General features: G+C 69.1%; 15 protein-coding genes. 11 read left to right on the plus strand and 4 right to left on the minus strand.

Going from position 1 to position 18,510, the window contains the following annotated elements; genetic code table 11:
• Positions 1-30: 30 nt before the first annotated feature.
• A complete protein-coding gene (locus tag ACYX7E_RS02125) occupies positions 31-1,236 on the minus strand; it encodes a class I SAM-dependent rRNA methyltransferase (protein WP_462078879.1) in 1,206 nt (401 codons plus the stop codon).
• Positions 1,237-1,372: 136 nt separating this feature from the next.
• Between ACYX7E_RS02125 and ACYX7E_RS02130 the strand changes: the two genes are divergently transcribed.
• From ACYX7E_RS02130 to bla, 7 genes are all read left to right on the plus strand, one after another.
• Positions 1,373-2,167, plus strand: a complete 795-nt coding sequence (locus ACYX7E_RS02130; RefSeq protein WP_462078880.1) for a rhomboid family intramembrane serine protease — start codon at positions 1,373-1,375, stop codon at positions 2,165-2,167.
• Between the two features lie 157 nt (positions 2,168-2,324).
• Positions 2,325-3,485 carry a glycoside hydrolase family 18 protein gene (locus ACYX7E_RS02135; RefSeq protein WP_462078881.1) on the plus strand — a complete coding sequence of 387 codons (1,161 nt, stop codon included), beginning with the start codon at positions 2,325-2,327 and terminating at the stop codon, positions 3,483-3,485.
• Between the two features lie 58 nt (positions 3,486-3,543).
• On the plus strand, positions 3,544-4,662 hold the full coding sequence (locus ACYX7E_RS02140; RefSeq protein WP_462078882.1) for a serine hydrolase domain-containing protein: 1,119 nt from the start codon (positions 3,544-3,546) through the stop codon (positions 4,660-4,662).
• Between the two features lie 23 nt (positions 4,663-4,685).
• Complete coding sequence (locus ACYX7E_RS02145; protein ID WP_462078883.1) at positions 4,686-5,285, plus strand: hypothetical protein; 600 nt, start codon at positions 4,686-4,688, stop codon at positions 5,283-5,285.
• Between the two features lie 126 nt (positions 5,286-5,411).
• Complete coding sequence (locus tag ACYX7E_RS02150) at positions 5,412-7,142, plus strand: M28 family metallopeptidase (RefSeq protein ID WP_462078884.1); 1,731 nt, start codon at positions 5,412-5,414, stop codon at positions 7,140-7,142.
• Positions 7,143-7,413: 271 nt separating this feature from the next.
• Positions 7,414-8,391: an SMP-30/gluconolactonase/LRE family protein gene (locus ACYX7E_RS02155; RefSeq protein ID WP_462078885.1), complete on the plus strand. Its 978-nt coding sequence runs from the start codon at positions 7,414-7,416 to the stop codon at positions 8,389-8,391.
• Between the two features lie 182 nt (positions 8,392-8,573).
• Positions 8,574-9,644: a class A beta-lactamase gene (bla, locus tag ACYX7E_RS02160; RefSeq protein WP_462078886.1), complete on the plus strand. Its 1,071-nt coding sequence runs from the start codon at positions 8,574-8,576 to the stop codon at positions 9,642-9,644.
• A 99-nt stretch (positions 9,645-9,743) separates the two neighbouring features.
• Here bla and ACYX7E_RS02165 read toward each other — a convergent pair whose 3' ends face one another.
• The gene (locus ACYX7E_RS02165; protein WP_462078887.1) at positions 9,744-10,220 is read right to left on the minus strand and encodes an Lrp/AsnC family transcriptional regulator; all 477 of its coding nucleotides are present in this window, start codon (positions 10,218-10,220) and stop codon (positions 9,744-9,746) included.
• Positions 10,221-10,351: 131 nt separating this feature from the next.
• On the opposite strand from ACYX7E_RS02165, the gene phhA reads away from it, so the two are divergent.
• Positions 10,352-11,248 carry a phenylalanine 4-monooxygenase gene (gene phhA, locus ACYX7E_RS02170; protein WP_462078888.1) on the plus strand — a complete coding sequence of 299 codons (897 nt, stop codon included), beginning with the start codon at positions 10,352-10,354 and terminating at the stop codon, positions 11,246-11,248.
• A gap of 247 nt (positions 11,249-11,495) precedes the next feature.
• Here phhA and ACYX7E_RS02175 read toward each other — a convergent pair whose 3' ends face one another.
• On the minus strand, positions 11,496-13,376 hold the full coding sequence (locus ACYX7E_RS02175) for a sigma-54-dependent Fis family transcriptional regulator (protein ID WP_462078889.1): 1,881 nt from the start codon (positions 13,374-13,376) through the stop codon (positions 11,496-11,498).
• Between the two features lie 271 nt (positions 13,377-13,647).
• Between ACYX7E_RS02175 and adh the strand changes: the two genes are divergently transcribed.
• The 3 genes from adh to ACYX7E_RS02190 all read left to right on the plus strand — a co-directional run bounded on the left by adh (position 13,648) and on the right by ACYX7E_RS02190 (position 16,819).
• Positions 13,648-15,177: an aldehyde dehydrogenase gene (adh, locus tag ACYX7E_RS02180; protein WP_462078890.1), complete on the plus strand. Its 1,530-nt coding sequence runs from the start codon at positions 13,648-13,650 to the stop codon at positions 15,175-15,177.
• A gap of 178 nt (positions 15,178-15,355) precedes the next feature.
• Positions 15,356-16,384, plus strand: a complete 1,029-nt coding sequence (gene adhP, locus ACYX7E_RS02185) for an alcohol dehydrogenase AdhP (RefSeq protein WP_462078891.1) — start codon at positions 15,356-15,358, stop codon at positions 16,382-16,384.
• A 45-nt stretch (positions 16,385-16,429) separates the two neighbouring features.
• Positions 16,430-16,819 carry a DUF779 domain-containing protein gene (locus tag ACYX7E_RS02190; RefSeq protein WP_462078892.1) on the plus strand — a complete coding sequence of 130 codons (390 nt, stop codon included), beginning with the start codon at positions 16,430-16,432 and terminating at the stop codon, positions 16,817-16,819.
• 171 nt (positions 16,820-16,990) lie between these two features.
• Here the strand turns inward: ACYX7E_RS02190 and ACYX7E_RS02195 are convergent, their stop codons facing one another.
• Positions 16,991-18,379, minus strand: coding sequence for an FAD/NAD(P)-binding protein (locus ACYX7E_RS02195; protein WP_462078893.1), 1,389 nt, complete (start codon positions 18,377-18,379; stop codon positions 16,991-16,993).
• Positions 18,380-18,510: the final 131 nt, after the last annotated feature.

Genomic DNA, 18,510 nt, shown 5'->3' on the forward strand with positions numbered 1-18,510 from the left:
GAGCGACGCGACGGTTCGTGGCGCGGCGGTTCAATCCACGACGCGGCAGAACACCGCCTTCAGGTAGCGCGACTCCTGCACGTGGGCCATGAACGGATGATCGGCGCCGGCGCCGGAGACCTTCAGCACCTGGATCGTGCGGCCGGCATAGAACGCCGCGCGCCGCAGCATGTCGAGGAACTGCTCCTCGCTGACCAGGCCCGTGCACGAGAACGTCGCGAACAGGCCGCCCGGCTTGACCACGCCCAGCGCGAGCTTGTTCATGTCGAGGTATTTCTTCAGCGCGGCGATGACCTGCTCACGGTCGCGCGTCATCTTGGCCGGGTCCAGGATCACCACATCGAACTGCTCGCCGGCATTGGCCGCATCGCGCAGCCACGGGAAGATGTCGGCCTGCACGAACTTCAGCTGGCCGCTGCCGGGCCCGCCGCCGCCCAGCTTGACGTCGTTGAGGCGGGCATTGCCCTTGGCGATGCCGATGACGTCCTCGTCGATGTCCACGCCGACCACTTCGGTCGCGCCGCGCACGGCGGCATAGATGCCGAAGCCGCCAGTGTTGCAGCACAGGTCGAGCACGCGCTTGCCGGCCACCTGGTGGCTCAGCCATTCGCGGTTGTCGCGCTGGTCGGCGAAGAAGCCGGTCTTGTGCGCGCCGGCCGGGTCGGCGCGGAACTTCACGCCGTACTCGGTGATGACCGCGGGGTCGGCCGGCGTGCTGCCACGGAAGTCGAAGCTCTCCTGCTTCTGCACGTGCTCGTCGGCGAAGCTGTGGAAGCGGCAACCGGGGAACTGCTCGCGCAGGGCCTCGTAGATCCACTCGCGATACCGGAAGGTGCCGGCACTGAAGAATTCCACGACCAGCAGGTCGCCGTAGCGGTCGACGACCAGGCCGCTGATGCCGTCGCCTTCGCTGTGCACGACGCGCCAGGCATCGGAGACCTCGTCCAGGCGCAGGACCTCGCGGCGCAGCGCGACCGCGTCGGCGATCTTGCGCGAGAACCAGCCGGCGTCGATCGGGATCTGCGGATCGGTTTCGAGGATGCGGATCGCGATCCGCGAGTGGCCGTTGTAGAAGCCGCGGCCGATCCAGTCGCCCTCGACCCCGACCACATCGACGATGCTGCCGGGCTTGGGCCGCTGGACGGGTTTTTCGACCAGGCGCTGGAAGATCCACGGGTGGCTGGAACGCCAGGCGTTCTTCAGGCGGACGAGCGGGGTGTCTGCTGGGTTGTTCATCTGCGCATTTTACGCGCCCGCGCCAGCATGCGCCGACGCGCTGTCGCATCCGGCATGCAGAGGGCTGCGCCTTGCTGCGATCGCGGCTGCGCGGGCGCGACCTTGCATTTGCCGGTCACGTCGCCATCCTCCTCCCATGCACCTGGACACGCCCGACGACCCCCGCGACCCCGAGACGCAGCGCACGCAGGACCGGCGCCGGCTGGCGGGCGCGCTGAAGGCCAGCATCGGCTTCGTGCTGGCGCTGGTGATCGTGTTCGGCCTGCAGGGCTTCGGCGACTGGCGGATGTTCTCGGTCGCGCCGTGGTCGTGGTCGGGCCTGCTCGGCCTGATCACCGCGCCGCTGCTGCACGGCTCGCCGTCGCACCTGATCGCCAATGCCAGCGCCCTGCTGCTGCTCGGCACGCTGGCGCTGGCGGTGTATCCGCGCGCGACGGTGCTGGCCCTGCCGCTGATGTGGGTCGGCTCGGGCCTGGGCGCCTGGCTGCTCGGCGACCCCGGCAGCCACCATCTCGGCGCCAGCGGCGTCACCCATGGCCTGATGTTCCTGGTCTTCGTCCTCGGCCTGCTGCGCCGCGACCGGCCGTCGATCGCCGCCGGCATGATCGCGTTCCTGTTCTACGGCGGCATGCTGCTGACGATCCTGCCGCAGGAGCCGGGCGTGTCCTGGCAATCGCACATGGGCGGTGCGATCGGCGGCGTGATCGCGGCGTTCGCGTTCCGCAACCGCGATCCGCGCCCGCCACGCCGCCGCTACAGCTGGGAGATCGAGGAAGAACTGGCCGAAGAAGCCGCGCGCACCCAGCGCGAGCAGTTCGAGCCCGGCCGCCCGCACGACGTGCCGGTGTTGTGGCAGCGTGCGGAGTCGACCGCCGAGCGCGGCGTGGTGCTGCCGTTTCCCTCGCGCGACGGCGTTCCGCCCGAGCGCTGAGCAGCACGGCGGGCAAGCGCCCGCACCCCGGCGCCGGTCGCAGGTTGCCGGTTGCCTTGGCCGAGCACGGCGCGCGGATCGTGTACGGTATCCGCGAGCCCGGACAGGCCGTGCCGCTTGCGGCCCACCGGGTGGCCACCACGATGGGGGATCGCACATGCCACGCGGGTCATTCCTGCCGCTCGTCCCAGCGCTCGTCCCAGCGCTCGTCCTGCTGGCCGCGCTGACGCCGGGCGTTGCCGCTGCCCAGACCACGACGCCCGCTGCGACAGCGCACGCGCCCGCGCGCGTCGTCGGCTATGTGATGGATCGCGAGTCATTGCCGGCGATCAGCGCCGACAAGCTCGACACCGTGATCCATGCGTTCGCCCTCGTCGATCCGACGCATACCGTGCACTTGCCACAACCGGGCATGGCCGCTCGCCTCGACCAGCTGGTCGCGCTGCGCCAGGTCAATCCGCGTCTGCAGGTGCTGCTGGCGATCGGGGGCTGGGGAGCCGACCATTTCAGCGAGGCCGCGGCCACCGCGCAGGCGCGCCGGCAGTTCGCCCGCAGTGCCGTGGCCCTGGTCGCACAGCATGACCTGGATGGCCTGGACATCGACTGGGAATACCCGACGCTGCCCGGTCCCGGGATCAGCCACGCGCCGGAAGACCGCGACCATGTCCCGTTGCTGCTGCAGGCCGTGCGCGGGGCCCTGCAGACGCTGACGGCGCAGACCGGCCGCCGTTACCAGCTGACCCTGGCCGCCGCCGATGGCGAGGCCGCGCGCGGACTGGACCTGCCGCGCATCGTGCCCTGGGTGGATGCGATCCACCTGATGACCTACGACTTCCACGGCAGCCTGGAGGGCGGCACCGGACACCACGCTGGCCTGCAGCGTTCGGCCAGCGCGCCGGACGGCACCCGTGACAGCGCACAAGCGGTCGATGCGTTCCTGGCGGCCGGCGTGCCTGCCGACAAGCTGCTGCTCGGCATGGCGTTCTACGGCAAGCGCTTCCACGACGTCGGTACCGGCAACCACGGCCTGCACCAGCCGTTCGAGGGCACGGTCGATACCCTGTCGTGGCGCGAGATCCGTCGCGACGTACTGACCGATCCGGCCTTCGTCCGCCATTGGGACGCCCGCGCCCAGGCGCCGTGGCTGTGGAATGCGACGACCCGCACCCTGATCAGCTACGAGGATCCCGACGCGATCGCCGCCAAGGCAGCGTACGCGCGCACGCGCGGACTGGCCGGCGTCATGTACTGGCAGCACGACCAGGACGATGACGAACAACTGCTCGACAGCGCACGCCGCGGGCTGGGCCTGCCATGAGCGGGCAGCACGCGGTGGGGAGCCCGGCAGGCCATGCGCCAGCGGGCCGTGGGACGACATGTCGCGCCTCGGCATGATCGCGACGCTGCTGGGCGGCGCGATCGGCATGCTCGGCGCCGAGGCCGTGGCGGGCCAGGCGCTCACACCCACCCTCACGCCTCCCCTCGCGCCGGCCACTGCAGACGCCATCGACGCGCTGATGGCCGACTATGCCGGCGCAGTACCCGGCGCCGCCCTGCTGGTCGTGCGCGAGGGCGAGGTCGTGTTCCGCAGGGGTTACGGGCTGGCCGATGTCGAGCATGCCGTCGCGGTGACGCCGGCCAGCAACTTCAGGCTGGCCTCGATCAGCAAGCAGTTCACCGCCACCGCCGTCCTGCTGCTGGCCGAAGACGGCGCGCTGTCGCTGCACGATCCGGTGCGGCGCTGGCTGCCATCGCTGCCACCGGCCACCGATGCCATCACCCTGCATCAGCTGCTGACGCATACCTCGGGCCTGGTCGACTACGAGGACGTGCTGCCCGATGCCATCGACCGCCCGTTGCGCGACGCCGACGTGCTGCGCCTGCTGGAGGCGCAGGACCGGTTGTCGTTCGCGCCGGGCAGCGGCTACCGCTACAGCAACAGCGGGTATGCCCTGCTGGCGCTGGTTGCCGCCAAAGCATCGGGCATGGACTACGCCACGCTGCTGCAGACGCGGATCTTCCAGCCGCTGGGCATGACCGCGACGCTCGCGTTCGAGGATGGCCGGTCGCGCGTCGCGCATCGCGCCTACGGCTACAGCCTGGTCGACGGACGCTGGACGCGCACCGACCAGAGCATGACCAGCGCGGTGCTCGGCGACGGCGGCATCTACTCGTCGATCGACGACCTCGCGATATGGGACGCAGCCTTGCACGACGATCGCCTGCTCGGCGAGGCCGCGCGCGCGCTGGCCTTCCAGCCGCATACGGAAACCGATGAGGCGGACGTTGACGGCTATGGCTATGGCTGGCGGATCCACGACGACGCCGGTCGCCCGCTGCTGTGGCATTCCGGCGAGAGCATCGGCTTCCGCAACGTGTTCCTGCGCTGGCCGCAGTCGCGTACCACCCTCGTGCTGCTCAGCAACCGCAACGCCCCCGAACCCTATGCGCTGGCGCGACGGATTGCCGCGCTGGTGCACGCCAGCGAGCGATGATCGCCCCGACAAGGAACGTCACGATGTCCGCCGAACAGATCGACCCCGCCAATCCCTACGCGCCGCCCCAGGCCGTCGTCGCCGATGCCGCATGGACCAGCGTCGATGCCTTCTACGTGGTCTCGGCACGCAAGTTCGCGCTGCTGTTCCTGGCGACGGTCGGCCTGTACCAGCTCTATTGGTTCTACCGTCATTGGCAGCAGTACCGCGTGCACACCGGCGAACGACTGTGGCCGGTCGCGCGGGCCGTGTTCTCGATCTTCTTCACCCATGCGCTGGCCGGCACGATCGACGATACGATCCGGCGGAGCGTCCATCGCCATGCATGGTCGCCTTCCTTGATCGCCACGATCTTCGTGATCCTGCAGATCGCCTCCAACGTGCTGGATCGCATGGCCTGGCGTTCGATCGGCTATCCCGTGACCGACGTCCTGAGCCTGCTGATCCTGCTCCCGCTCGGCGCGGTGTTGTGGTCGATCCAATCGGCGGCCAATACCGCCTGCGGCGACCCCAACGGGGCCGCCAACGCGCGCCTGTCGGGTGCCAACTACGCATGGATCGCCTTTGGCGCGTTGTTGTGGGTCATGGTGGGTATCGGGCTGATCCTGCCCGGCGAGGCCTAGGGCGACACGGCCGCCGGCGACGATCGCGTGCCGGCATCCCGCGTGGGCGCGTCATCCTGCGTCCACGCTTCATCTCCCGCACGATCTTCTCCACAATCCTCCGCCTGCTCCCTGCTGGAATCGCTTATGTCCCTTCGTCCCCACCTGTGGCTGCCGATCGTGTGGGTGCTCGTGTGGGTGCTGGCCGGCTGCCAGCGCGAGGCCGCGCCGGACACGACCGCCACGCCAGCAGAAGAGGCCACCGCACCGCAGGTCCCGCCGCCGCCCAACGACACACCGGCCGGGCAGCGCATCGAAGCCGACGTGCGCTTCCTGGCCAGCGATGCGCTGGCCGGTCGCCAGGTCGGCACGCCGGGCTACGAGCAGGCGGCCGAGTACGTGGCCAGACGCTATGCCGACATCGGGCTGCTGCCGGCCGGCGACGACGGCAGCTATTTCCAGCGCGTGCCGCTGGTGCAGACGATCCGAGCGCGCGAAGGTGCGCGGCTGGTGGTCAACCGCGGCGGCCGCAGCATCGCGCTGCGCTTCCTCGACCAGTTCATCCATGACGCCGATCCGGCATTGCCGGCGACCGCGGTGGAGGCGCCCGCGGTGTTCGTCGGCCAGGCCATCCACGCGCCCGCACTGGGGCACGACGACTTCGCCGGCCTGGACCTGCGCGGCAAGATCGCGGTGATGTTCCCGGATGCGCCGGCCACGTTCGACAACGACCTGCGCGCGCACTACTCATCGCAACAGACCAAGCTCGAAGCCGTCGCCCAGCGCGGCGCGATCGGCACGCTGCTGGTGCTGACGCCCGACGTGCTGGCGGGCCATCCCTGGGACAACAAGCGCGCCAACTGGGAGCGTCCGGACATGCACCTGGTCGACGACGACGGCAGCATCGTCGATGGCTTCCCGCAGTTGCGGGCGGGCGCGGTCGTCAATGCGCCGGCCGCCGACCTGTTGTTCGCCGATACCGGCCGCACCGCCGCCGAACTGTTCGACGCGGTGAAGCAGGGCCGGGCTAAGGGCTTCGACCTGCCCGGCACCATCGCGATCGCCGGCCGCAGCCACAGCCGCCGGCTGACATCGCGCAATGTCGTCGCACGCTTGCCTGGCAGCGATGCGACGCTGGCGCAGGAGGTCGTCGTCAACACCGCGCATCTCGATCACCTGGGCACCGGCGTCGGCGTCGAGGGCGACACCATCTACAACGGCGCGCTCGACAACGCGCTCGGCGTCGCGGTGATGCTGGAGGTGGCGAACGGCTTGCAGCAGTTGCCGGTCAAGCCCAGGCGCTCGTCGCTGTTCATCGCGCTGACGGCGGAGGAGCACGGCCTGCTCGGCGCGCGCTGGTTCACGCACCGGCCGACGGTGCCGGCGGCGGCGCTGGTCGCCAACATCAACATCGACATGCCGATGCTGACCGCACCGACCACCGACGTGGTGCCGATCGGCATCGAACACTCGACGCTGCGCGCGGTGGTCGAGGCGGCGGCGCGCGACATCGGCGTACAGGTCTCGCCCGATCCCTTCCCCGAGGAGGTCGTGTTCGTGCGCAGCGACCAGTACGCCTTCGTGCGTGCCGGCATCCCGGCGGTCTATCTCGATGGCGGCGTCGTCGGCGCCAACGCCGGGCAGGATCCGAAGCGCGCGATCACCTGGTTCCTGCGCAACTGCTACCACAAGCCCTGCGACCAGGTGGACCTGCCGATCCACTACGACGATGCCGCGCGACTGGCGCGCCTCAGCGCGCGCATCAACCAGATCGTCGCCGATGCGCAGGCGCGTCCGCAATGGAATGCCGGCAACTTCTTCGGGACACGGTTCGGAACGCAGGCGACGCCAACCTCCCAGGCGGTGGACACGCCCTGACCCGACCGGACGGCCGTGGGCGTCATGGCATCTGCATGGCGCCTGCGTGACGTCCGTCATGGTGCGCGCATGGCGTCGTGCGGGTCGCATCGCGACATCGCCTGTCACCGCTGTTGTCCTCGTGGCATGCCGGGACAAGCCATGCGGTGCACAGGCGCATGACGATGCTCGACAGACGTCGCCGATGCGACGCGCGGTGCTACTGTTGCTGACGCCGCAGCGTGCGCCGTCGTCGCGCACGCCTTCCATTCCTCCCGCGACGAAGCCATCGATGCACCGACGCTCCCGGCTGTCCTACACCTGTTCCGCTTGCTTGCTGTACGCCACGCTGGTCGCATGCAGCACGACCCACGCGCCGGCCACGACGCCTGCGCCAGACACAAGCCGCACACCCGACACGACAGCCGCGACGGCGCTGTATGTCGCCAGCGACCATGTCGGCGACGGCGTGTTCGCCGACAGCATCGAAGGCCCGGCGGTCGGGCCCGATGGCGCGCTGTACGCGGTGAATCTTGCGCGTGAAGGCACGATCGGACGCGTCGTCGACGCCGGGGATGGACGCACGCAGGCCGAGGTCTTCGTGACCCTGCCCGACGGCAGCATCGGCAACGGCATCCGCTTCGACGGCCACGGCGACATGTACATCGCCGACTACCGTGGCCACAACATCCTGCGCATCGCCGCCGGTGGTCGCGACATTGCCGTGCATGCGCACGAGCCGCGCATGCACCAGCCCAACGACATCGCGCTCGCAGGCGATGGCCGGCTGTACGCCAGCGATCCGGACTGGGCCGGCCATGGCGGCCAGCTGTGGCGCATCGACCGCGACGGCAGCACCCACCTGCTGGATACCGGCATGGGCACGACCAACGGCATCGACCTCAGTCCCGACGATGCCACGCTGTACGTCAACGAGAGCGTGCAGCGCCGCATCTGGGCCTACGACCTCGACGCGCGCGGCACGCTGTCGAACAAGCGCCTGCTGATCGCGTTCGACACCCATGGCCTCGATGGCATGCGCACCGACGCGGCCGGCAACCTGCATGTCGCCCGCCATGGCGCCGGACAGGTCGTCGTGGTCTCGCCGCAGGGTCGCGTGCTGCACACGGTCGCGTTGAAAGGCGACAAGCCCTCCAACATCGCCTTCGGCGGCGAGGATGGCCGCCGCGTATTCGTAACGGTGCAGGGCCGTGGCGCGATCGAGACCTATCGTGCCGAGCATCCGGGACGCGAACACGGCCGTCGCTGACGGCATCGCGATCACCGCGCCGCGGCGGGGCGCGGCCTTGGGTTGATCAGACGATCAGACGATTCGACGATCACGCGATGACGTGTCGCCTGTGGCGTCGCCGACTATGATACCTGCGCCTTGCGGCCCTGCATTGCGGCTACCGGCATTGCGTTGCCATTCCACTGATCGAGGACCGGACCATGTGCTTCCCGCGCCAGCCTGCTTCCCGCCACCGCGTCTCGCGGCCTTTTTCGTCGCGCCGCATGCGGTTCGCCGCGCCGGTCCTGCTGTTGCTGGCCAGCGTGCTGGCCGCTCCGATGGCGCTGGCGCGCGAGCGGATCCAGCCGGTCACGATCGAGCCGGTGCTGCAGCAGGAAGTCGACCGCCTCGCGGCCCTGCTGCCGGGTGACATGGGCATCGCGCTGGTGCATCTGGAAAGCGGCCGCGCCGCCTTCCACAACGCCGACCAGGGCTTCCCGATGGCGAGCACGATGAAGGTGGCGGTCGCGGTGCATATCCTGCGCCTTGTCGACGAGGGCAAGTTGACGCTGCAACAACAAGTCGTGCTCGGCCCGCAGGATGTCTTCCCGGAAATGGGCGGGCCGATGGACCTGCACCTGACCGCGGGCTCGGCGCTGACGATCCGCGACCTGCTGCACATGATGATCACCGTCAGCGACAACAACGCCACCGACATCCTGCTGCGCACCGGCGGCGGCACGGCCGCGGTCAACGCCCGGATGCGCGAGCTCGGCATCGACGGCCTGCGCGTGGACCGCTTCATCTGGGAACTGCTGGCCAACTATTACGGCAACGCGGCCTCGCAGCAGCAGCCGCTGGACGCACAGGCGTACGGCACGCTGGCGGCCGGCGAGCGCAGCGACAGCGATCGCCGCCGCGACACCGACCGCTACAACGCCGACGTCCGCGATACCAGCAGCGCGCGCGCGATGGCGCTGCTGCTGCAGAAGGTCTGGAAGGGCGAGGTGCTCAAGCCCGCGACCACGGCGCTGCTGCAGGACATCATGCTCGACACCCGCACCGGCAACGCGCGGCTGAAGGGCATGCTGCCGAAGATGACCGCCGTCGCGCACAAGACCGGCACCGTCGGCGACGTCATCAACGATGTCGGCGTGATCACGCTGCCCGGCGATCGCGGACATGTGGTCGCGACGGTGTTCATCCGCGCACAGACCTCGAGCGACGCGCGCGATGCGGCGATCGCGCAGGTTGCGCGTGCGGCGCACGACTACTTCCTGTTTGTGCGTTGAGGTCTGGGGCCAGTCCGGGCGCGGGATCGGTACGCGGGTCCAGACCCGCCCTACGTGCGCCGGGCGTGTACCGGTTTCGGCGGTATCGCTTCGCGGCGCTCAGCCGTGCGGCAGGGGCAGGCCGCGGAACGCCTTGACGGTGCGCAGCACGAAGCTGGAATTGACGTCGGCGACGCCGGCCTTGTTGAGCAGGTTGTCGAGCAGGAAACGCGAGAAGTGCTCGAGGTCGCTGACCGCGATCTGCAGCAGGTAGTCCATGTCGCCGGTCAGGGCATGGCAGGTCACCACTTCGTCCCAGCTGTCGACATGGCGCGCGAACGCGTCGACGGTCTCGGCGTCGTGCTGCTTGAGCTGCACGCGCACGAAGGCCTGCAGGCCCAGGCCGACGCGGTCGGGGCTGACCTCGGCGCGATAGCCGGCGATGACGCCGTCGCGCTCGAGCCGCTGCACCCGGCGCAGGCAGGCCGACGGCGACAGGTGCACCCGCTCGGCCAGCTCGGCATTGCTCTGGCGGCCGGCCCGCTGGAGCTCGGCAAGCAGCAGCAGGTCGGTGCGATCGAGGTCGACGGCGCTCATTTGATGTCCTGGTATGGCGATATGCGCATGATTATTGCGCGACAGGCGCATGTCATTGCAACTTTGCAACCCTGTTGCGCGCCTCCACGGTTACCTTTGAGCCCTTGCCCTCGACGCTTCCGGAGACCCTCATGTCCGCCCAGCCCCAGCCGCGCCGCGTCGAGAACCTGCACACCGACAAGGGCAAGGTCCCGGTCTACGCGACCGGCATCGTGCCGCAACCCTGGGACAGCTATACCGACGACGACCACGCGACCTGGGCGACGCTGTTCGCGCGCCAGCGCGAAATCCTGGTCGGCCGCGCCAGCGATGCCTTCCTGCGCGCGCAGGACGCGATGGGCATGACCCCGGACCGGATCCCCAGGTACAGCGAGCTCAACGAGGCGCTGGGCGCTGCGACCGGCTGGCAGCTGATCGGCGTCGAAGGGCTGTTGCCGGAGCTGGACTTCTTCGACCACCTGGCCAACCGCCGCTTCCCGGTGACCTGGTGGATCCGCACGCCCGAGCAGATCGACTACATCGAAGAACCCGACCTGTTCCATGACCTGTTCGGCCATGTGCCGCTGTTGATGGATCCGGTGTTCGCCGACTACATGGAGGCCTACGGCAAGGGCGGCGTGAAGGCGCATGGGATCGGTCCGGAGGCCCTGCAGAACCTGACGCGGCTGTACTGGTACACGGTCGAGTTCGGACTGATCCGCGAGGCCGCCGGCCTGCGCATCTATGGCGCCGGCATCGTGTCGTCGAAGGGCGAGTCGATCCACAGCCTGGAGTCGGCGGCGCCCAACCATGTCGGCTTCGACCTGGAGCGGATCATGCGCACGCGCTATCGCATCGACAGCTACCAGAAGACCTACTTCGTCATCGACAGCTTCCAGCAGCTGATGGACGCGACCGCGCCGGACTTCACCCCGGTCTACGCACGCCTGGCCAGCCAGGACTCGATTCCCGCCGGGCAGGTGCTGGCCAGCGACCGCGTGGACCAGCGCGGCACGGGCGAAGGTTGGAGCAACGACGGCGACGTCTGAGGCCCTGTTCCAGGTCTTGCTGCGCTTGCCGTCTGCCGCGCGTGCGGTGCTCGAAAGAACCGCATGGCGCGGTTCTTGACATCACGCCAGCGATGGCCCGAACGGTGGCTGCTATGGAGGGTGGCCACACATGCGCATGTCCCTGCACGTACATTGCGTTTTCTGCCTGCGCTGCACTCCATGCACCAGCCGGCTGCGTTCGCGACAGGCGTCGAACAGGTTCTGACGCGTCGCGCGCCGTAACGCGTCAGCGCTGCGGCACGCCGAGACGCCGGTACAGGGTGCTGCGGCTGATGCCGAGCATGCGCGCGGCGCTGGCGATATTGCCGCCACTGGCATCCACCGCGCGCCGCATCGCCTCGCGGGTCATGGTGTCGAGCGGGACATCGGCGCGCGTCGCGGAGCCTGTGGCCGCCGCCGGCATCGCCGGGACCGCGCGCAGGTAGACCGGCAGGTCGGCCACCTCGACCACCGTATCGGGTTCGCTCAATGCCGCGACCGTGCGCAGGCAGGCCACCAGCTGGCGCAGGTTGCCCGGCCAGTCGTAGGCGGCCAGGGCCGCAAGCGCGGCTTCGCCGAGCCGGCGGCCTTCGCCGGCGCGCTGCCACAGCTCCTGCACGATGCGCGCGCGGTCGGCGTGTTCGCGCAGCGGCGGCAACTGCACCACGTGGTGCGAGACGCGGTAGTAGAGATCGGAACGGAAGCGACCGTCGGCGATGGCCTCGCCGAGCACGCGATGGGTCGCGCAGACCAGCGCGAAGTCGAGCTTGACCGGCTTGCCGCCGCCCAGCGGCGAGAGCTCGCGATCCTGCAGCACGCGCAGCAGCCGCGGCTGCAGTGCGATCGGCATGTCGCCGATCTCGTCGAGGAACAGGACCCCGCCATCGGCCTGGCGCAACAGGCCCGGGCTGCCATTGCGGCGGGCGCCGGTGAATGCGCCGTCTTCATAGCCGAACAGCTCGGCTTCGATCAGGCCCTCGGGCAGCGCCGCGCAGTTGACCGCGACGAAGGGCTTGCCTGCGCGTGAGCTGCGCCGGTGCAGTTCGCGCGCGAACACTTCCTTGCCGCTGCCGGTCTCGCCCTGCACCAGCACGCCGATGCCGACCTCGAGCACGCGGCCCGCGCGCTGCAGCTCGGCCTCCAGCGTGGCGTCGAAGATCGGCGCGCCGGCACCGTCCTTGCGCCCGCCGGCCTGCGACACCGTGATCGCGAACCGCGCCTGCGCGCGCCGCTGGCGTTCGGGCGCATCGACGCGGCCATGCAGGACGCGGCCCTGGCGGTCGTAGAACGCGCCGTCGTCGCGCAACCGCGACAGCGGGTCCTCGAACAGCGCCTCGTAACTGGCGCGACCGAGTTCGCCGCGGTCGAGGCCGAACAGGTCCAGCCCGACCTGGTTGGCCGCCACCAGCCGTCCGTTGCGGAACGCCAGCAGGCCTTCGCGCGAGGAGCCCAGCAGCGCGGGATCGCGATGCACGCGGATCAGTTCACTGTCGGCGATGCCTTCGTCGAAATAGCGGTGTTCGATGTTGGCCACCGCCATCCGCACCAGGCCAAGCGCATGCACCTGTGCCACGCTGGACTCTCCGGAGATGTCCAGCACGCCGACCAGGTGCCCGTGCGGATCGAAGATCGGCGCGGCACTGCAGGCCAGGATCCGGTGCGGCGGCAGGTAGTGCTCGCCGCCACGCACTTCGACGCCGCGCTGCTCGTGGATCGCGGTGCCGATCGCGTTGGTGCCCACCTGCGACTCGTGCCAGCACGCGCCGGGCATCAGCGCCACGCGCCCGGCCTTGTCGAGGAACCGCATGTCGCCATCGGCATCGAGGATCCAGCCGTCGGCATCGGTCAGGATCACGATGCTGCCGGTGGCATCGGCATCGCTGGACAGCAGTTCGATCTCGGCGCGCGCCAGCCGCCACAGCGTTTCGTGGCGCTGGCGCATCTCGCGCAGGCGGGCGGCATCGACCGGCTCGATGACCGGCCGCGGTTCCGCCGCCAGTCCCAGCGTGCGGCAACGATGCCAGGACTGCAGGATCGTGCTGGGCACCTGGCCGACCGGTGCGCCGCCCCATTCGAAGAACGTACGCCGGGCCTGGGCCAGCTGGTCGGCGCGTGTCGTGCGGGCCATCGTGCGTCTCCTGGGTGATCGCCTGCCTGCTGCAGCGGCTGTCGCAGAATGCGACAGTCGCGCGCGGCACTGTCCCCATACACACCACATCTTGCGACAGCCTGCAATCGGCGTGTGTATTGCGCCGCAACAAGAACGGCGCCAGAACCGCGCGGCGCTGCGGTGGCACGTCGTGACGCATCGCAACACGCGTTGTTGGCACGCCGCTTGCGCACTCCCAAGGACATGGCGCGTCCGCGACGGACGCGCGTTCCGTCCCGGGAGAATTGCAATGAATGCCGTCACGTCCGCCAATCCGCATGCCACCGATCCGCAATCCATCTTCAAGCCGCGCTACGGCAATTTCATCGGCGGCCAATGGGTCGAGCCGCGCAGCGGTCAGTACTTCGACAACACCACGCCGATCACCGGCAAGGTGTTCACCTCGGTCGCGCGCTCCAATGCCGACGACATCGAGGCCGCGCTCGACGCCGCGCATGCGGCCAAGGACGCCTGGGGCAAGTTCAGCACGACCACGCGCGCCAACGTCCTCCTGAAGATCGCCGACCGCATCGAACAGAACCTCGAGCGGCTGGCCTACGCCGAGACCTGGGACAACGGCAAGCCCGTGCGCGAGACGCTCAACGCCGACGTGCCGCTGTGCGTCGACCACTTCCGTTACTTCGCCGGTGCGATCCGCGCACAGGAAGGCGGGATCTCCGAGATCGACAGCGACACCATCGCCTATCACTTCCATGAGCCGCTCGGCGTGGTCGGCCAGATCATCCCGTGGAACTTCCCGCTGCTGATGGCATGCTGGAAGCTGGCGCCCGCGCTCGCCGCCGGCAACTGCGTGGTGATGAAGCCGGCCGAGCAGACGCCGGCCTCGATCCTGGTGCTGATGGAACTGATCGGCGACCTGCTGCCACCGGGCGTGCTCAACATCGTCAATGGCTTTGGCCTGGAAGCGGGCAAGCCGCTGGCCAGCAATCCGCGCATCGCCAAGATCGCGTTCACCGGCGAGACCACGACCGGCCGCCTGATCATGCAGTACGCCAGCCAGAACCTGATCCCGGTGACGTTGGAGCTGGGCGGCAAGTCGCCGAACATTTTCTTTGCCGACGTCATGGCCGAGGACGACGACTTCCTCGACAAGGCGGTCGAGGGCTTCGTGCTGTTCGCGTTCAACCAGGGCGAGGTGTGTACCTGCCCGTCGCGCGCGCTGATCCAGGAATCGATCTACGAGCGCTTCATGGAAAAGGCGCTCAAGCGCGTCGCCGCGATCGTGCAGGGCAACCCGCTCGATCCCAACACCATGGTCGGCGCGCAGGCCTCCGGCGAGCAGTTGGAGAAGATCCTGTCCTACATCGACATCGGCCGGCAGGAAGGTGCCGAGGTGCTGATCGGCGGCGAACGGAACGCGCTCGATGGCGAGCTGGCCGGCGGCTTCTATGTCAAGCCGACGGTGTTCAAGGGCCACAACAAGATGCGTGTCTTCCAGGAGGAGATCTTCGGACCGGTGGTGTCGGTGACCACGTTCAAGGACGAGGCCGAAGCGCTGGAGATCGCCAACGACACGCTGTACGGACTCGGTGCCGGCGTCTGGAGCCGCGATGCCTCGCGGCTGTACCGCATGGGTCGCGCGATCCAGGCCGGACGCGTCTGGACCAACTGCTATCACGCCTACCCGGCGCATGCCGCGTTCGGCGGTTACAAGCAGTCCGGCATCGGTCGCGAGAACCACAAGATGATGCTCGACCACTACCAGCAGACCAAGAACCTGCTGGTCAGCTATTCGCCGAAGGCGCTCGGTTTCTTCTGAGCCGGCGTCTTCCGGGCCGACCTCTTCCGGGTACGTACAAGCCAGTCGAACCGGTCGGAGCACCCCCGTCCATCACCGGCGCCCTGCCGCAGCGCAGGCGCCGCGTTGATTTCAATCATGGTTCCCGCCCGCGATCGCAGGCAGGGTGGGATCAACCACACAGCAACAGGAGCAGACAATGGACAAGACGATGAAAGCGGCCGTGGTGCGCGCGTTCGGCAAACCCCTGGTGATCGAGGAAGTCGAGGTGCCGCGCCCGAAGGCCGGCGACATCCTGGTCAAGATCGAGGCCTGCGGGGTCTGCCATACCGATCTGCACGCCGCCGAGGGCGACTGGCCGGTCAAGCCGGCGCCACCGTTCATTCCGGGACATGAGGGCGTCGGCCACGTCGTCGCGGTCGGGCAGGGCGTCAGCCATATCAAGGAAGGCGACCGTGTCGGCGTGCCGTGGCTGTACTCGGCCTGCGGCCATTGCGAGCATTGCCTGGGCGGCTGGGAGACGCTATGCGAGGCGCAGCAGAACACCGGCTATTCGGTCAACGGCGGCTTCGCTCAATACGCGCTGGCCAATGCCGCCTATGTCGGCCACCTGCCGGCGAACATCGGCTTTGTCGAGGTCGCGCCGATCCTGTGTGCCGGTGTCACCGTCTACAAGGGGCTGAAGGTCACCGATACCCGGCCCGGCAACTGGATCGTGATCTCCGGCATCGGCGGGCTCGGCCACATGGCCGTGCAGTACGCCAGGGCGATGGGGCTCAATGTCGCCGCCGTCGATGTCGACGACGGCAAGCTCGAACTGGCCAAGCGCCTGGGCGCGAGCGTCACCGTCAACGCCCTGACCACCGATCCGGTCGCGTACCTGAAGAAGGAGATCGGCGGCGCGCATGGCGCACTGGTCACCGCGGTCTCGCCGAAGGCGTTCGAGCAGGCGATCGGCATGGTCCGCCGCGGCGGCACGGTGTCGTTGAACGGGCTGCCGCCCGGGCAGTTCCCGCTCGACATCTTCGGCATGGTGCTCAACGGCGTCACCGTGCGCGGCTCGATCGTCGGCACCCGGCTGGACCTGCAGGAATCGCTGGAGTTCGCCGAGCAGGGCAAGGTTGCCGCGACCGTGGCCACCGACACGCTCGAGAACATCAATGCGGTGTTCGCGCGCATGCAGGCCGGCAAGATCGAAGGCCGCGTCGTGCTCGACCTGTCGGCCTGACGCGCTCGCGATCGCCACCCGTCACCCGCCACCAGGCCGCCCGACATGACAACGCCAGAGATGCAGGCACCCCCGCAGGTCATGGCCACGCTGGCCGCCTTGCAGCTGATCGACACGCTGCGTGCGCGCCATGGCGCCTTGCTGTTCCACCAGTCCGGCGGCTGCTGCGATGGCTCGTCGCCGATGTGCTATCCGGTCGCCGACTTCATCGTCGGCGACCGGGACGTGCAGTTGGGTACGATCGGCGACGCGGCGTTCTACATCAGCCCCTCGCAGTTCGCGTACTGGAAGCACACGCAGCTGATCATCGATGTCGTCCCCGGCCGCGGCGGCATGTTCTCGCTGGAGAACGGCGAGGGCGTGCGCTTCCTGGTGCGCTCGCGCCTGTTCTCGGACAGCGAATACGCCGCACTGGTGCAGGCGGGCCGCGTCTGATTCAGGGTCTTCTGGTGGATCCGGATGTCCGTAGCGCGCACGCATCACGCCTGTGGGAGCGCACCTGGGCGCGAAGGGCCTTCATGGGGGAGCTCCATCGCGCCCAGGTGCGCTCCCACAGGAAAGCCGCGACCCGCGCTGGATCGGAGCGGTCCTTGCAGAACATGGTGCTCAGAACGCCTGCTTGCGCGTCTGGGTCTCCGCAGTGGGCTCGCGTTCGACCAGCAGGGTGTCGGCCAGTTGTCGCGCGGCGACGCGCAGCTCGGGGATCGCGGTGATTTCCCACAGCTTGCCGCGCAGCAGCGGGCCCAGACAGTACAGACCGCGCACCGGCTGGCCGCGTGCGTTGAGCACCTCGAACGACGGCGTCACCGCCAGGCCAAGCTCATGCCGCTCGGCCGCCAGCATGCCGCTCTCGCGCATCTGCGACAGCAGCGGATGCGTGGTGCGCGCGATGTCGCTGTTGAGGCCGGTTGCGCGCACCAGCACGTCGAACTGCTCGTGGCGGACGCTGTCGCTGCCACGGTCGCGGATCAGGGCTTCGACCGCGTTGTCGCCACGGCCCGCGCGGACCAGGCGGCCGGCACGTACCTGCAGTTGCCCATTGGCCTGCAGCGTATCGAGCTGGCGCGCGATCTTGGGCGCCACGCGGTGGCGCGCGACTTCCCAGTAGCTGCGCAGGTGGCGCAGGAACTGGCCGCGCTCGTGGTCGGGCAGGCCGCGCCAGAACGCCTGCGTGTGCGGGCGCAGCGCATCGATCAAGGGACGCCAGTCCGGCACCACCGACGACAGCTGGCGGATGCTGCGGACCAGTTCGCGCAGGTCGTGCGTGGCCAGCGCCTGCAGCACCGCCGGCGGCAATGCGACCGGCGGCGCCGGTTCGCGAGTGTGCGACTGCGGCAACAGGCCGTGCCGCGACAGCGCGGTGATCGGGCCAGCATGGCCGCGATGGCGCAGCGTCGCCACCACGTCGGCCATCGTCAGGCCGGTCCCGACCACGAGCACGCGCGCATTGCGCTCGATGCGGTCGATCGCGCCTTCCTGCCAGGGCCAGCCGACATAGCGCGGATGGATCGCCAGGCGCGGGCCGACGCCGGCCAGCGGCGCTGGCGGCAGCGCGCCGACCGCCAGCACGACGCGGTCGCTGATCAGCGCCGCGCCATCGTCGAGGTGGACATGGAAACCGCGATGGCCGCGGTCGATGGCGATGACTTCGCGCTCCAGCGCATGCAGCGTGACCCCGGTGTCCGCCGACTTCAGCGCCTGCAGGCGATCGCTGAGGTATTCGCCATACAGCGCCCGCGGCTGGAAGGCGGTGCGGCCACGCTCGCCCAGGTTGAACCAGTCGGCGAAATCCTCCGGCGTCTCCGGGGTCAGGCCGAGCTCGCGTGCGCGCACGTTCAACAGATGCTCGGGCCGCGCCTCGCCGTAGGCCACGCCCTTGCCATGGGACTCGGCCACGCCGACCAGATAGACCGTGGTCCCGGCCGGCGCGGTGTGCACCAGCGTGTGGGCCAGGGCGACGCCGCTGAAGCCCGCGCCGACGATGGTGATACGCATGCTGGTTAACTCCCTGATGAATGGACTCCATTGGAAGGCAAGCCGCGTCCACTGAGGTAAAAACCGCGTTAGCCGGAGGCCGCTACGTAAAAACACCTGAGCACATGGACATATCCAATCGGCATGACGCG

The organism is Luteimonas sp. RIT-PG2_3, assembly GCF_054902115.1.